General features: G+C 64.1%; 14 protein-coding genes. 4 read left to right on the forward strand and 10 right to left on the reverse strand.

The genetic code is table 11. The annotated features are described in order from the left end of the window. Window positions 1–166: 166 nt before the first annotated feature. Both ACZYTC_RS07100 and ACZYTC_RS07105 read right to left on the reverse strand, forming a co-directional pair. The gene (locus ACZYTC_RS07100; protein ID WP_434956755.1) at window positions 167–595 is read right to left on the reverse strand and encodes a VOC family protein; all 429 of its coding nucleotides are present in this window, start codon (window positions 593–595) and stop codon (window positions 167–169) included. A 189-nt stretch (window positions 596–784) separates the two neighbouring features. After that, entirely contained in the window at window positions 785–1,597 is an 813-nt protein-coding gene (locus tag ACZYTC_RS07105; protein WP_488989199.1) for an AraC family transcriptional regulator, read from the reverse strand. A gap of 269 nt (window positions 1,598–1,866) precedes the next feature. Between ACZYTC_RS07105 and ACZYTC_RS07110 the strand changes: the two genes are divergently transcribed. Continuing rightward, window positions 1,867–2,478, forward strand: coding sequence for a helix-turn-helix domain-containing protein (locus ACZYTC_RS07110; RefSeq protein ID WP_434956753.1), 612 nt, complete (start codon window positions 1,867–1,869; stop codon window positions 2,476–2,478). On the opposite strand, the gene ACZYTC_RS07115 is transcribed toward ACZYTC_RS07110, so the two are convergent. From ACZYTC_RS07115 to ACZYTC_RS07130, 4 genes are all read right to left on the reverse strand, one after another. Next, window positions 2,468–3,571, reverse strand: a complete 1,104-nt coding sequence (locus tag ACZYTC_RS07115; protein ID WP_488989200.1) for an S-adenosylmethionine:tRNA ribosyltransferase-isomerase — start codon at window positions 3,569–3,571, stop codon at window positions 2,468–2,470. The two genes, ACZYTC_RS07110 and ACZYTC_RS07115, sit on opposite strands and share 11 nt — an antisense overlap. Continuing rightward, complete coding sequence (locus ACZYTC_RS07120; RefSeq protein WP_488989201.1) at window positions 3,568–4,287, reverse strand: SDR family NAD(P)-dependent oxidoreductase; 720 nt, start codon at window positions 4,285–4,287, stop codon at window positions 3,568–3,570. Before ACZYTC_RS07120 ends, ACZYTC_RS07115 begins: the two co-directional genes overlap by 4 nt. Before the next feature lie 156 nt (window positions 4,288–4,443). Next, complete coding sequence (dinB, locus tag ACZYTC_RS07125) at window positions 4,444–5,526, reverse strand: DNA polymerase IV (RefSeq protein WP_488989202.1); 1,083 nt, start codon at window positions 5,524–5,526, stop codon at window positions 4,444–4,446. A 92-nt stretch (window positions 5,527–5,618) separates the two neighbouring features. After that, window positions 5,619–6,215, reverse strand: coding sequence for a TetR/AcrR family transcriptional regulator (locus tag ACZYTC_RS07130; protein ID WP_441773946.1), 597 nt, complete (start codon window positions 6,213–6,215; stop codon window positions 5,619–5,621). A gap of 186 nt (window positions 6,216–6,401) precedes the next feature. Between ACZYTC_RS07130 and ACZYTC_RS07135 the strand changes: the two genes are divergently transcribed. Next, window positions 6,402–7,931, forward strand: a complete 1,530-nt coding sequence (locus tag ACZYTC_RS07135; protein WP_488989203.1) for an FAD-dependent monooxygenase — start codon at window positions 6,402–6,404, stop codon at window positions 7,929–7,931. A 72-nt stretch (window positions 7,932–8,003) separates the two neighbouring features. On the opposite strand, the gene ACZYTC_RS07140 is transcribed toward ACZYTC_RS07135, so the two are convergent. After that, window positions 8,004–9,413 carry a helix-turn-helix domain-containing protein gene (locus ACZYTC_RS07140; protein ID WP_434956747.1) on the reverse strand — a complete coding sequence of 470 codons (1,410 nt, stop codon included), beginning with the start codon at window positions 9,411–9,413 and terminating at the stop codon, window positions 8,004–8,006. Window positions 9,414–9,585: 172 nt separating this feature from the next. Between ACZYTC_RS07140 and ACZYTC_RS07145 the strand changes: the two genes are divergently transcribed. Both ACZYTC_RS07145 and aceA read left to right on the forward strand, forming a co-directional pair. Continuing rightward, a complete protein-coding gene (locus tag ACZYTC_RS07145; protein WP_149254922.1) occupies window positions 9,586–9,819 on the forward strand; it encodes a hypothetical protein in 234 nt (77 codons plus the stop codon). A gap of 149 nt (window positions 9,820–9,968) precedes the next feature. Continuing rightward, window positions 9,969–11,267 (forward strand): isocitrate lyase, encoded by a 1,299-nt coding sequence (gene aceA / locus ACZYTC_RS07150; RefSeq protein WP_488989204.1) that lies wholly within the window; start codon window positions 9,969–9,971, stop codon window positions 11,265–11,267. Window positions 11,268–11,389: 122 nt separating this feature from the next. Here aceA and ACZYTC_RS07155 read toward each other — a convergent pair whose 3' ends face one another. From ACZYTC_RS07155 to ACZYTC_RS07165, 3 genes are all read right to left on the reverse strand, one after another. Next, window positions 11,390–12,040 (reverse strand): Ntn hydrolase family protein, encoded by a 651-nt coding sequence (locus ACZYTC_RS07155; protein WP_488989205.1) that lies wholly within the window; start codon window positions 12,038–12,040, stop codon window positions 11,390–11,392. A 9-nt stretch (window positions 12,041–12,049) separates the two neighbouring features. Next, entirely contained in the window at window positions 12,050–12,328 is a 279-nt protein-coding gene (locus ACZYTC_RS07160; RefSeq protein ID WP_488989206.1) for a hypothetical protein, read from the reverse strand. 239 nt (window positions 12,329–12,567) lie between these two features. After that, the gene (locus tag ACZYTC_RS07165; protein ID WP_488989207.1) at window positions 12,568–13,938 is read right to left on the reverse strand and encodes a sigma-54-dependent transcriptional regulator; all 1,371 of its coding nucleotides are present in this window, start codon (window positions 13,936–13,938) and stop codon (window positions 12,568–12,570) included. Between the last annotated feature and the right edge of the window lie 83 nt (window positions 13,939–14,021).

A 14,021-nucleotide genomic window follows, 5' to 3' on the forward strand; every position in this document is an offset into this window, starting at 1 on the left:
TCGTCACGCCGTCTCTACTGGGGGTATCCGTAGCCTCAAGGGCGTGGCGCCGGTGTGTCGATGGGAACAAGATGCTGCAGGTCCTTTCGCATCGTTCTTCCCGAAGATCGGTATCGGTTTTGCAGCGACGCTCCGGTTGCTTGAGCCACCATTGCCGTACAGCTTTTCAGGGCGTCGACGGTTCGGCCGCCTTCGGCCAATAAGTACCGAAAGCCCAGATATTGCCTTCCGGATCACGGCAGATGAATTCGCGGCTGCCATAGTCGCGATCGACGAGCTCTTGCTCGATTATCGCCCCGGCGGCCTTGGCGCGCTGATAGGCGGCATCGGCATCGTCGACGGCGATATAGATCGACTTGCCACCTCCTGATCCAGGCGAGCCGACGATCTTGCAGAAAGTGTCGTCGCGAGCCGAGCCGAGCATGATCATCGAAGAGCCGAGGGCGAGCTGGGCGTGATCGACGACGTCGCCATTGCCGTAGCAGGCATGCAAGGTGAAGCCGAAGGCTTCCTGCAGCCAGTCGATCATGGCGCGCGCATTGGCATAGCGCAGGGCCGGGTAGAGGCGGGGGGCTTCAGTCGACGATAGTACCATGGAACATGTCTCCGTTTGTGAACCGGAGTGGACTGTGGCTCCAAGGGCGGCGGGTGGTCTTGAAGAAATGTTATACCGAGAGTCATTTTCCATGACTCTCGGCTCCTTCTGGCGATTTTCGCCAAATCTTTGATTTGGTGTCGAAAACTGCCGGGTGCTCAAACCTGAAATGCGCCAGGAGGTCTGGGATTACTTGGCTGGGCGCCAGGCGGTCGGTGCGCATCCTGCCAGCGAGGTGAATTCGCGGGTGAGATGCGCCTGATCGGCATAGCCGCAGGCCGCTGCGATATCGGCCCATCCTGCCGCCGTGCCCTTGGCGGCGAGAGCCTGCGCGGCATTGAAGCGGATGATGCGGGAGACGGATTTCGGAGGCAAGCCGATCTCTTCGCGGAAGCTTGCGACCAGGCGCCTGCGGCTCCAGTCGAGTTTTTCCGCCAGTGCGCCGATGCGCACGTCGCCGCCTTTGAGCATGAGCTGGGAGAAGGCCCAGCCGATCGAGGGATTGGCCTGCGGGGCGCGGTCGAGGCGGATTGCGATGAAATGCTCGGCGAGATCGAGGCGGGACTCCCAGGAGTTCAGTTCGGCGAGCCGCCGGGCGAATTGATCGATGTCACAGTCGGCGAGGTCATCCAGCGCAACCATGCGGTCGGCCAGCTCGCTCATCGGCAGCCCGAAGAACAGCCGCCCGCCAAGCGGCGTGAAATTGATCTGGATACACTCGGCCGCGCCATCCGAATCCATGACGATCGGGCCGGCAAACAGACCAGCGGCAAAGCTGCCATAACTGTCTGCAAGGGTTGGGGTCCTGCCGAGGCCGATGCGGAACGGGCTGCCGAAATTGACGATCAGCGGCACGGTCAGCGAGGCGGTCTCGGTGAGGCCCTGCATGGCAGCGCCGTTCTCCCGATAGCCGTAGATCCCGCTGACCAGCATGTTCAAGCGCGGCGCCGGGCTCCGGTACCAGAAAACCGGCTCGCTCGAACTCTTTTGTCCATGCCCCATCGCGAATCCCGGTCAAATCCCATAGCCCGCCCGCGTTCGGTCGGCACGGTCGAGGCTGCGATCATAGGACGATCTGCCGTGCAGAGGGAGTCTTGTGCCAGGTCTTGCCATCGGGTTTCGATGGTACTGGTGTCATGTAAGGCCATCACGCGATGGACATGTGTTCGATCCTGCCTTTGCTTCCATCAAAAGGCTTTTCTCTCGCTCAGCTTGGCCGTATTGTCCGCCAGAACAAACGATCGTTCGTCATAACAAACGGAAGGCTGGTAATGAGCGGATTGGAAAGGCGGGGTGAACTCGATGCGGGCGCGGTCGCGCTATCGGGGCAACTCGGCAAGACGGTCCAGCGTCTGCGCAAGGCCTATAATCTTTCATTGTCGGAGTTGGCCGAGCAATCCGGGGTTGCCAAGTCGATCATCAGCCAGATCGAGCGTAACGAAACCAACCCCACCTTGGCGACGATCTGGCGCCTGTCCCAAGCCCTCGACGTTTCGATCGAAAGGGTACTGGGTTCGAGCGAGGACGAGGCCTTCATCGAAAAGACCACCCGTGTCGATACGCCCGTGATCATTTCCGACGACGGCAAGTGCCGTCTGGCGGTGGTCGGCTGGCTGAAGACGGTGGAATGGTTGCAATGGTATGATTTTCGGGCCGAGCCGGGCGGCGTGCTTGAAAGCGACGCCCATCAGCGCGGCTCGGTCGAGTGCCTGTCGATCCTGGCCGGCGTGGTCGAGGTCGACGTGGCCGGCGTGCTCGAGCGGGCTGAGCCTGGCGAGACGCTGCGCTATCGCTGCGACCGCCAGCACGCCATCCGCGTGGTCGGCGACGAGCCCGTTCACGCCACCATGGTTTGCTTCATGAAGGCGGCCCTCATGGAGTAGGGGCCGCCCCTGCCCATATGGAGGTTGCCGTGATGCCTGGCGGTGGTTCGATGTAATCCTCCTGCGCTGGTGCCTGGCGCTCGATCAGCACGGAATCGCCGAACTCGTGGGCTCGGTAGTTCCACGCTTCCAGCATGAGCGAGATCCGGTCGAGAATGCGATCGCCGGCAAAGGCGCGCAGCAATTCGAAATGGCTCTCGCCCGGCAGATGGACGCCGCTCAGAACGGCATCGACGAGACGAAGCTTTGATTTCGGCCCGATTCGCCCCTGTGCCAAGCCATCGCCGGCTTTGAGGCCACCGGGGAGCGAGGCGGCGTGTTCGAGAGCCCGCACTACGCTGGTGCCGATGGCGATCACGCGTCCCCCGACCGCCTTGGTGCGGGTGATCCCAGCTGCCGTCGCCGCCGGGATGCGGTAGGGCTCGTCGAAGGGAAGGCGCAGATCCATCACCGCGTCGCCCGTCGAGGAAATTCCGGCGGCATGCGTCAGGCTGGCAAAACCCACGCCGCGGCGTCGCCAGGCGGCGATCGTGCGCCAGTCGAGCGCGAAACCGGCCGAGGGTGGTTCGAAGGCGAGCGGCTCGGCCGCCATTGCCGTCCACATGTCCCAAAGAGTGAGAGGCTCGGGCACGTGAGCGTATTGGATCGGCCGCCCATGCTGCGCCAGCCCGGCGAAGATCTGTTCCGGGGGGCCGGGGAAACGCAGCGATACCAGGCGAGGATAGCCGTGCAAGCGCTCGACCATGGCCGTGAGTGGGCCAAGTTCGAGCTTGTCGCCGGCGAGAAGCTGCGGTGGCGCGGGGCGGTCTTCCGTGCGCATGCGGTGATCGCCCGCCCCGAAGACGATGGCGATGAAGTGACGGGGATCACCGGCCGCGACCCAGGCGGCCAGCCTGACTTCGATCGGCCTGCCGCTTTCGGCATGGATGCCGGCAAGGCTGGCGGGCAGGGTAGCTGCGTCATTGGCGACGATGAGGTCGCCGGGGCTGAATAGCAGAGACAAAGCGCTGCGCGGCAGATGGCGGATTTTGCCCGTGCCCGAGACGGCGAGCAGCCGGGCGGCGCCAGGCTCCGGATTGTCGGCGGCGATCATGGCCGGGCCTCCATGGTCAGAGCGAGGCGCGGCTCATCCAGGCCCAGGCTGCGAATGATCTCGGATGCCGCTTCCTCGGGACGCTTGAGCGAGGATCTGTCGGCCTCCGGAATGGCTTGCGCATGCAGGGGGGTGTCCATGTCGCCGGGGTCGACGGCGAGGAAGCGAATGCCTTCTTCTCGGGCTTCCTCGGCCCAGATAGCGGTGAGATGCTGCAGCGCGGCCTTGCTGGCGCCATAGGCGCCCCAACCGGCATAGGCGTTGACGGCTGCGTCGCTGCTGATGTTGACCACGCTGGCCTCACGTCCCTGCCGCGCCGAGGCAGCGAGGGCGCCGTACAGAGCCTTGGTCAGGCGGAAGGGGCCGACCAGGTTGGTGGCGAGGGCTGCCTCCAACTCCTCGCATTGCGTGTCGGCCAGCAAGGCGAGAGGCACAGGCCCAAGGCTGGAGGCATTGTTGACGAGGAGATCGAGACCGCCAAGGTTGCCGGTAATCTGCAGGGCAATGGCATGGATGTCGGTCTTGCGTCCGACATCGCCGACAATGCCGAGCGCACCGGTTTCGGCAGCCACGCGCGTCACGGCATCGCTGGTGCGGGCGACGAAGGCCACCTTAGCGCCCCGCTTGGCCAGCGTCCGCACGAGGGCCAGCCCAAGCCCGGAGGTGCCGCCGGTAACCGCCGCACGCAGGCCTTTGAGATCGGTATGAACCGTCATCGATCGAAGCTCCCTGAATCACTCAGGGAGTTTTGATACAAGTTCAAGTGAACTTTAAGTCAAGCGGTATGTCGAGATAGGGATGGATCGATCCCAGGACATTATGACCACGGGCGAACTGCAAGGGCGGTTCGACCAGGCAAATTTGTCGAGGAATCAACCGTCCAGGCCGAGTTCGAGCTGTGCGCCGTCCGAGGGCTCTTCCGAGGCGAAGCCGGACATGGTGACACCGAGCAGGCGGATGCCTTTTGCCGGCGGAAACACGCTGCGGATGAGTTCCAGGCTGACGGCCCGCAGGGTTTCCTGGGTATGGACCGGCGCGGTGAGGGTACGGCTGCGGGTGGCCTGCTGGAAATCGGCATATTTGATCTTCACCGTCACGGTGCGGCCGAAGGCTTGGGTTTTCTCGCACCAGGCCCAGACTTCGTCCGCCATGGCGAGGACACCCGTTTCGATATCCTCAGGCTTCGTCAGGTCGTCGGAGAACGTCGTCTCCGAGCCGGCGGATTTGCGCGGGCGGTCCGGCTCCACCGGCCGGTCGTCTTCGCCCCGCGCGATCGTGTGATACCAGGCGCCGGCCTTGCCGAAATGGCGGATGAGATCCTCCAGCGGCCGTGCCTTGAGGTCGGCTCCTGTGAAAATGCCGAGCCGATTCATCTTTTCCGCGGTGACCGGGCCGACACCGTGGAACTTGGCCACCGCCAGCGTCTCGACAAAAGCCGGTCCCATGGCTGGAGTGATGACGAACTGGCCATTGGGCTTGCGATGGTCGGACGCGAGCTTGGCCAGGAATTTGTTGTAGGAGATGCCGGCCGAGGCGGTAAGGCCGGTCTCCTCGAGGATACGGGCACGAATGGCCTCGGCCGTGGCCGCCGCCGAGGGCAGGCCCTGTAAATTTGCGGTGACGTCGAGATAGGCCTCGTCCAGCGACAGGGGCTCGATCAGCGGCGTGAACTCGGTGAAGACGGCATGAATCTGGCGGGAGACGGCGCGATAAACCTCGAAACGCGGCCTGACGAAGATGAGGTCGGGACAATTGCGCAGCGCAGTCGAGGAGGGCATGGCCGAACGCACGCCGAAGGCTCGCGCCTCATAGCTCGCCGCGGCGACCACGCCGCGTTTTTCCGAATAACCTACGGCCAGCGGCCGTCCCCGCAACCCGGGATCGTCGCGCTGCTCGACGGAGGCGTAGAAGGCATCCATGTCGATATGGATGATCTTGCGGATGGGGGCGGACATGGATCTAGGTTAGCAGAGCTGCGGTGATTATGGGGAGGCTGGCTGAGGCGCAAGCCTGGCTCTGACGGCACAATAGGGAAAGGCGGACACCTTCAGAACTCTTGCGCCAGGAGCCTGAAACTCTCATCGACATAGTGGGCGAGGGGATGTGCCGCCTCGTTTTGTTTCCATCGCTCCAGGGCCAGGCGCAGCGTACCCATCGCCACCATCGCGACCAGCCGAAGCCCGTCCCGCCGCTCCGGCGATGGCCAAAGCTCACACATCGCTTCCAGCAGAATCCGCTCGGTCTCGACGAAACCGGCCTCCTTGCGCGCCCGCAGGGCTTCGGTCGATTGCATCAGGCGATCGAAAACGATGGACTCCTTGGTCTCTCGCCGTGAGGCAAGCTTGATCAGGCAGTTTTGAACGGCTGCGAGAGGGGCTTGGTCAGGCGACTCTTCGAGCATTGCCGGCTTCAATGCCTCCCGGAAGCCACCGTCACGCGCGGACAGCAAAACATCCTCCTTGGACTTGAAATAATAGAAGAAGGTCCGACGTGAAATGCCGGCTGCCTGCGCGATCGCGTCGAGCGTCGTGCCTTCGTAGCCGTGCTTCACGAACAGTTTCAAACCCTCATCGATGATCCGCTCGGACGTCTCACGCCGTTTGCGTTCCCGCAGCCCTTGCGGCCTTTCCAAGACGTCCTTCATACCGACGGTTCCATAGGCGTCTCTTGCAAAATTACACTGGGTGTAATAATAAATCGCACTCAGTGCGATTTTATAACGAGATTGGCAATATGCCTCAAGCGATGATTGGGCCCGTTACCGAGCCTTTCGGCAAGGCGACGATGCCGCCGACACCGATGTTGACGAGGACGATGGAGGATTTGTCCTTTGCTGTATGATGTCGTGATTGCCGGCGCAGGGCCGGTCGGCCTGTTCCTGGCTTGTGAACTGCGCCTTGCGGATCTATCCGTGTTGGTGCTGGAGCAGAACGAAGATCCGCATTCCCCCCTGAAGCGGCTTCCCTTCGGCTTGCGCGGCCTATTGGTGCCCACTGTCGAGGCTTTCCATCGTCGCGGCTTGCTGGATGACATCGCGGCGCCGCAACGCGCGAAAGACGATTCGGGTGGTGGTGTCTCGAGTGCTGCGCACTGGATGCAACAGTCGCGTCGCCCCGGCGGTCATTTCGCCGGCATCCAGTTCTTCCACGACAATGTCGATCCTTCGAAGTGGCCCTATCGCTTGCCGAGCTCCGCCGTCGCCGGCATTCCGGTCACGATGGAGCATCTGGAATCGGTCCTGGCCGCCCGCGCTCAGGCCATGGGTGTGGAAATCAGGCGGGGCCTCGGCGTCGAGGGTTTCGAGCAATCGGACGAAGACGTGACGATTCGTGCCGGCACCTCGACTTTTCGCGGGCGCTGGCTCGTCGGTTGCGATGGCGGCCGCAGCACGGTGCGCAAGGCCGGTGGTTTCGGGTTCGCCGGAACCCATCCCGAGTTCACAGGCTATTCCGTTGAAGCGGATATGGCCGATACGCACAAGCTCCGCCCGGGCCGTCACTACACGCCGACGGGCATGTATACCTATTCGTCCCCCGGGACGATCGCGATGGTCGATTTCGACGGGGGCGCTTTTCATCGGACCCAGGCGATCACGCTCGAGCATGTGCAGGCAGTATTGCGTCATATCTCCGGCACGGACGTTACCCTGACCACTCTCAAACTTGCTGCGACCTGGACGGATCGCGCCTATCAGGCGACCGCGTACCGCAAGGGGCGGGTGCTGCTTGCGGGTGATGCTGCGCATATCCATTCTCCGCTGGGCGGCCAGGGGCTCAATCTCGGGTTTGGGGATGCGATGAATCTTGGCTGGAAGCTGGCGTCCACGATCCGGGGCAGCGCGCCGGCCGGTCTGATCGACAGCTATTTCAGCGAGCGGCATCCTGTGGGCGCGCAGATCCTCGACTGGTCACGTGCCCAGGTGGCGATCATGCGGCCGACCGCCAGTACGCGCGCGCTCGAAGCCATCATCCGTGATCTCATCGATACCCGCGACGGTGCCACCTATTTTGCCGAGCGGGTGTGGGGCGTGTCGCTGCGCTACGATCTTGACGAGAACCACCAGCTGGCGGGGCTTAGCGCTCCGGACTTCGAATTGGCCGACGCGACAAAGCTCGCCGAGCTTCTCAGGATGGGCAAAGGCGTATTCCTGGACTTCGATTCCCAGCCGCAGCGTCGAGCGCTTGCATCTCGTTGGAGCGATCGGATCACCTATGTCGCTGGGGACGCCAATGACCGGCTCGGGTTGAGCGCCGTGCTGGTGCGCCCCGACGGCGTCGTCGCTTGGGCCACCGAGGCCGCCTCGGACCATGAGGAAGCTGCCAGGGCCATGGCGCGATGGTTCGGTGAACCCCTTGCGTGACGATAGCCCATTGTCGCCGGCCGCCCGCATGGGCGGCGGGTGGCATGCCTGGGATAGTCGCGACGGTTATTCTCAGATCCGAGAATAGAGGCTCTCGGCGTGTTCGTGTTCATTCAGCACCAGCTTGTGCTCAGCCGGGGGGTGGGCGCGCTGCCCGCAGTCGAGGCGCGGGCAGATGCGGCAGCCTACGCCGATTGCTACGGCCTGGCCGGCATTGGAAACGTCCATGCCATCGGAATAGACCATCTCGGCGGCGTGGGAGATGTGGCAACCCAGGCCGATCGACAGATGGCGTCGTGGAGCATTGTGCCGATGCCCACCCTTTGTCAATGACTTTGCAATGCAGAAATAGCGTGTGCCTTCCGGCATCTGGCTGATCTGGATGTTGATCTGGCCCGGCAGCAGGAAGGCGGCGTAAACGTTCCAGCGCGGGCAGGCGCCGGAATGGCGCGGAATGTGAATGCCCGAGAGCGAGAAACGCTTGGAGATGTTGCCGGCGATGTCGGTACGGATTAGGTGCAGCGGGATGCCGCTGGCGCCGGGGCGCTGCAGCGTGGTCATGCGGTGACACACCTGCTCGAAGCTGGTCTTGAAGCGCCGGGCGATCCTGTCGATGTCATAGCGCGTCTCGCGGCAGGCGGCGAGGAAAGGCTGATAGGGCATGATCACTGCGCCGGCGAAATAGGCGGCCAGGGCATGGCGGGCCAGGGCCGGGGCATCGGCCGGCAAGGCGCCTTCGGTGATAAGATGCTCGATCTCGCGCGAGGCGGCGAGCAGGCCGAGGCGGTGGGCCGCCGTGAAGGTGGCGCTTTCGGGCGAAAGTACGTCCGCGGTCTCGAAGGTTTCCTCGTCCCTGCCGAGGCGCCCGGCCAGGCCCTGGGGCAGGGGAGCCAGCCGCCATTGCACGCCGAACACGTTGGAGAGGTAGAGCTTGAGGCCGGGCTCGAAGGAATCGGAGAGATTGTCGATCTCGCCGCGAATGCGCTCGGCCTGGGCCTCCAGTGCCGGGAAGTAGTTGGCGTTGGCCTGCAGGAAATCGGAGACCGCATCGGTGGCGACGTGATAGCCCGCCTCCTGGGCGGACGTGGCGCCCTGGTTGGCATTGCGCAGCGAACGGAAGCGATCGAACAGATGCACGATGGCGCGCCCGATCTGCGGGTTGGAGCTGGCGAGATCGCGCACGTCCTGATTGGTGACGTCGCTGTCGGCAAAGAGATCGTCGCCGAACAATTCCATCAGGTCGCCAGCCAGGCGCGAATCGTCGTTCTCGGCGAGCTCGGTGGCGTCGACGCCGAAATAGCTGGCCGTCTTCAACAGCAGGGGCACTGTCATGCGCCTGCGATTGTGCTCGATCAGGTTGAGATAGCTCGCCGAAATGCCGAGCGAGCTGGCGAGTTGCGCCTGTGAAATCCGGCTCTGCCGGCGCAGCCTCTGAATCTTGCCGCCGATACGCGGGTCGGCCTCTTGCATGGCGCCTGTCATGGTTCGTTTCCGGTCTCGTCGCTTTGTAAATCTTTACACGATTTACAGCATTACAAAATTTTCTTTACAGCGCTTTTCCGGTTGACGCCCCGGAAATGCGATACGCCTTGCTTTATTGCGCCGCGGTGTCAATCATTGACTTAACACGAAACGCGGCACGGAGGAACGTGTTATGGACCAGATGCGCCAAAGCAACGATCACGACGAATTCATCACCATCATCGGCGCCAGCATGGCCGAGATCAACGCCGAGTACCACGCTCAGGGCCTGGCGGACCGGGACTTTTCGATCGTGCACAAGATTGGCCGGCATCGCTTCACCCGCGTGGGTGGCGGCGCTTCCGAACACATGTTCGACGGCCAGTCGATGATCGCCGCCACCTTCACTCGCAGCCGGCGCAATTGAGCCGTGGGATCGCCGGCATCGCAGTCACGCCCGCGGATGGTCGTAGCGACAGCCGGACTTTCCTTGCCAACAGGTGAGGCAGCACCACAGCAATCAAGGATGCTGCCGCCGTCAATGTCTTTACACGTCTACACGTTAGGAATTTTGTGATGCTCGATACCCAGAAGAACCGCCCCGCCGAGACCTTCCCCGCCCCCGAATGGGCGCCGGATCGCTGGCGCAACGTCCGCCGCAACTACACGCCGCGCGACGTGGAGCGGCTCGCCGGGTCCCTGCCGATCCGCAACACGCTGGCCGAAAATGGCGCCAGGCGCCTGTGGGAACTCCTGCATAAGCGTGACTATGTGCCGACACTGGGCACCTTCACCGGCAACCAGGCCGTGCAGCAGGTCAAGGCCGGCCTCGAGGCGATCTACCTGTCCGGCTGGCAGGTGGCGGCTGACGCCAACACCTCGGGCAACATGTATCCCGACCAGAGCCTCTATCCGGTCGACAGCGTGCCCTCGGTGGTGCGCCGTATCAACAAGGCCCTGCAGCGCGCCGACCAGATCCAGACCATGGAGCGCGTCGATGGCAAGGGCGGCGAGCAGCTCGATTATTTCGTGCCTGTCATCGCCGATGCCGAAGCCGGCTTTGGCGGCCAGCTCAACGCCTATGAATTGATGAAGGCGATGATCGAGGCCGGCGCCGCCGCGGTGCATTTCGAGGACCAACTCGCCTCGGAGAAGAAGTGCGGCCATCTCGGCGGCAAGGTGCTGGTGCCGACGCGCACCTTCATCAAGACGCTGAACGCGGCGCGCCTTGCGGCTGACGTGATGGGTGTGCCCACCCTGATCATGGCCCGCACCGACGCCGAGGCCGCCCGCCTGATCACCTCCGATGTCGACGAGGCCGACCGGCCCTTCATCACCGGAGAGCGCACGCCGGAAGGCTTCTATGTGCTCAAGGGCGGCTTCGAGGCGGCGATCGCCCGCGGCATTGCCTATGCGCCCTATGCCGACCTGATCTGGTGCGAGACCTCGACGCCGAGCCTGCCCGACGCCAGGCGTTTCGCCGAAGCCGTGCGCAAGGAGCATCCGGACCAGATGCTGGCCTATAACTGCTCGCCCTCGTTCAACTGGGCCAAGCATATGGATCCGGCGGCGATGAAGGCCTTCCAGCGCGAGCTGGGTGCGATGGGCTACAAGTACCAATTCATCACGCTGGCCGGTTTCCACAACACCAGCTTCACCACCTTCGACCTCGCCCGCCGCTACAAGCAGGACGGCATGGCCGCCTATTCGCAGCTCCAGCAGGCCGAGTTCGCCGCCGAGGCCCAAGGCTTCACCGCGACGCGCCACCAGCGCGAAGTCGGCACCTCCTATTTCGACGCCATCGCCACCATCCTCGGCGAAGGCCAGAGTTCGACGACCGCGATGGAGCATTCGACCGAAACGGCGCAGTTCTAAGCCTGAAAACAAGCACAAGCCTCGGCCGATCCCATCGGTCGAGGCTTTTTGCTGTTGTTGATACTGGCAATGCCGTGGTCACCCGGACTGTGGGCCGAAACGGGAGTTGCGGCGCAGAAGGCTCAGCCTTGCCACTCGAAATCGGCGGTGACCGGCACGGCGTCCTCGCGATCCTGGCTCGCCTCGTAGCCCCGCACGCGCAGGAGCCCGATGGCCGGATTGGCCTCCACGGCCAGACGGGTGATGTCGTAGCGTAGCGGCGGCTTCACCCAGGCGAAGGGAGCGGTGCTCGCGCCAGCGAAGGAGGCGATCGAGGCGCGGCGCTCTGTGCTGTCCTGGCGCGTATCCTCATCCTCGTTTGCGCCCCAGTTCTTGGCTGTGGCGCCGTAATTCCAGGTATTGGCCGCGGTGCTCGGGCCAAGATGGGTGACGAAGTCGCGATGCTTGCGCTCGATCACGCAGGTCTGCCCGGCCGCCGGGCCGACAAGGGTGAAGATGGTCTCGGCCGCGATGGGGGCCTTTTCCAGCTCGCGCCGCGCCGTGTCGAAATCCGCCGCCGTTTCGAATACTTGGCGCAGCACATGCATCGGGGGCGGCAAGCCGCCGCCCAATGCAGCGAAATTCGGTAGGCCCATGCCGCCCCAGCCATCCGTCGACGGGCCCTTGTTGATGGAGGCGGCGAAGCGCCCCGGCGCCATGGCCGTGAGAACGCCGACGGCGCCGGGCCAGGTCACGTTGTAGAACTCGCCGGCGGGCCCGCGCTGCCGGACCACCTCGACATGTCAGCCTAGCCCATCGAGATTCCAGTCGAGAGTCCGCAGCAGATGAGCATGGCGCCCGTCCGGTGATGGAGCGGCCAGCGTGGTGCAGCCCCATTCATAGGAGGTGTTGAGCATATAGACACCACTCTCCTTCAGGAGTGCGGCAATGGCATCCAACTCGCCGACATAGGGAGAGCCGCTGGCGCGCAACCAGGAGCGCGCGGCCGAATCGATCCCCGAGGCGCCCCACCGCGCCGTTACGGGCAATGAGGCAAGACAGGTCTGCAACAATTTGCGCATGGTCTTGACGTGCGCCCGCGCATGTTCGACCGGCCCACCGTCGCGGGCATCAAAAGCGGGATGTCGGGCAATCGTTCGGTTGCCTCCGCCGGCATGGCGGCAATACCCGCGATGCCGCACCCGATGCCAAATCCTGCTTTGAGAACGTCTCGGCGGTGGAACGGGGACATGTGGAGGCGACTTCCTTTTCGAGCGCCGGACAGAAAGGTGGGACAGCAGGCGCCTGCACCTATCGTAACCTAAGTATCTCCCGCCTCGAAACTCGCGCGGTTGATGCCGTATTTCTGCAGCTTGTCGTAAAAGGTCTTGCGCGGGATGCCGAGGGTTTCCAGCGTGGTCCGCACGTCGCCTTTGTGCTTGGCGAGAGCCTCGCGGATCAACTCGGCCTCGTAGCGATCGAGGCGTTCGGGCAGGGAAGTGGTCTCGCCAGCCGGAGACGGCATAGCGGGCCGGCTGGCGGCCAGATCGATTTCGGCCAGGCCCAGCGCCACCCTTTCGGCGAAATGCACGATCTCGCGCACATTGCCCGGCCAGTCATGGCTGGCGAGGTGCTGGCGCATGGCCGGCGTCAGCATCGGCGCCTCGCGCTGGAAGCGCCGGCAGGCCCGGTCGAGATAGACGGCGAACAGCAGGGGGACGTCCTCGCGCCGTTCGCGCAGTGGCGGCAGGCGCAAGGTCACCACATTGAGACGATGGAACAGGTCCTCGCGGAAGCTTCCCCGGTGCGCGGGGGACCCGAGGTCGCTCTTGGCCGCGGCGACTACGCGCAGGTCGACCTGCCGGGCCGTGTTGGAGCCGAGCGGGGTGATCTCGCGCTGCTCCAAAACGCGCAGCAGGCGGGCCTGGGCGCTGAGCGGCATGCTCTCGATCTCGTCCAGGAACAGGGTGCCGCCGCTCGAATGCTCGATCAGGCCGACGCGCTTCTTCAACGCGCCGGTGAAGGCGCCGCTCTCATGGCCGAACAGCTCGCTTTCCAGCACCGTCTCGGGCAGGGCGCCGCAATTGAGGGCGACCAGGCGCCCGCTACGCCGGCGGCCGAGATGATGGAGCTGGTCGGCCACCAATTCCTTGCCGGTGCCGGTTTCGCCCACGATCATCACGTCGACATCGGCATCGGCCACGGCCCTCAGCGTTTCACGCAGGCGCTCCATCGCGGGGGCATCGCCGAGCAGAGGAGAGGGAGCGTGGGCCTCCTCCGCGGCCTGGCGCAGACGCCGGTTTTCCATCACCAGCGCCCGCTTTTCGGTGGCGCGCCTCACGCTCTGGATCAACCTGTCGGAGGCGAAGGGCTTGGGCAGGAAATCATAGGCTCCCTCGCGCATCGCCTCGACGGCGGTGGCGATGTCGCCATGGCCGGTGATCATGATCACGGGCAGGTCGGGATCGCGGGCGCGCAGCGTGCGGAACAACTCCATGCCGTCGATACGCGGCATGCGCAGATCGGTGATCACCACACCCGGAAAGCGTTCGTCGATGGCCTTGAGGGCTGCGACGGCGGATTCGAACAGGAAAGGCTCGAAACCGGCAAGCCGCAGCGTCTGCGCATTGGCTTCGCGCAGGACGGCGTCGTCGTCGACGAAAGCAACGGGTGGGGTCGAGCTGACACTCATGGCCCGTGCCTCGCCGAGAGAAGGCCCGCAATGATGGGGGGCGGAGGCCGAACGAAGTGGAATACCGAAGCGTTGCCCATGCC

It is taken from the genome of Labrys sp. F242 (assembly GCF_057813875.1).

Bases quoted from the DNA above. Each gene is read 5' to 3' on its own strand.
- ACZYTC_RS07100 (WP_434956755.1), bottom strand. From the start codon at position 595: ATGGTACTATCGTCGACTGAAGCCCCCCGCCTCTACCCGGCCCTGCGC.
- ACZYTC_RS07105 (WP_488989199.1), bottom strand. From the start codon at position 1,597: ATGGGGCATGGACAAAAGAGTTCGAGCGAGCCGGTTTTCTGGTACCGG.
- ACZYTC_RS07110 (WP_434956753.1), top strand. From the start codon at position 1,867: ATGAGCGGATTGGAAAGGCGGGGTGAACTCGATGCGGGCGCGGTCGCG.
- ACZYTC_RS07115 (WP_488989200.1), bottom strand. From the start codon at position 3,571: ATGATCGCCGCCGACAATCCGGAGCCTGGCGCCGCCCGGCTGCTCGCC.
- ACZYTC_RS07120 (WP_488989201.1), bottom strand. From the start codon at position 4,287: ATGACGGTTCATACCGATCTCAAAGGCCTGCGTGCGGCGGTTACCGGC.
- dinB (WP_488989202.1), bottom strand. From the start codon at position 5,526: ATGTCCGCCCCCATCCGCAAGATCATCCATATCGACATGGATGCCTTC.
- ACZYTC_RS07130 (WP_441773946.1), bottom strand. From the start codon at position 6,215: ATGAAGGACGTCTTGGAAAGGCCGCAAGGGCTGCGGGAACGCAAACGG.
- ACZYTC_RS07140 (WP_434956747.1), bottom strand. From the start codon at position 9,413: ATGACAGGCGCCATGCAAGAGGCCGACCCGCGTATCGGCGGCAAGATT.
- ACZYTC_RS07145 (WP_149254922.1), top strand. From the start codon at position 9,586: ATGGACCAGATGCGCCAAAGCAACGATCACGACGAATTCATCACCATC.
- aceA (WP_488989204.1), top strand. From the start codon at position 9,969: ATGCTCGATACCCAGAAGAACCGCCCCGCCGAGACCTTCCCCGCCCCC.
- ACZYTC_RS07160 (WP_488989206.1), bottom strand. From the start codon at position 12,328: ATGCGCAAATTGTTGCAGACCTGTCTTGCCTCATTGCCCGTAACGGCG.
- ACZYTC_RS07165 (WP_488989207.1), bottom strand. From the start codon at position 13,938: ATGAGTGTCAGCTCGACCCCACCCGTTGCTTTCGTCGACGACGACGCC.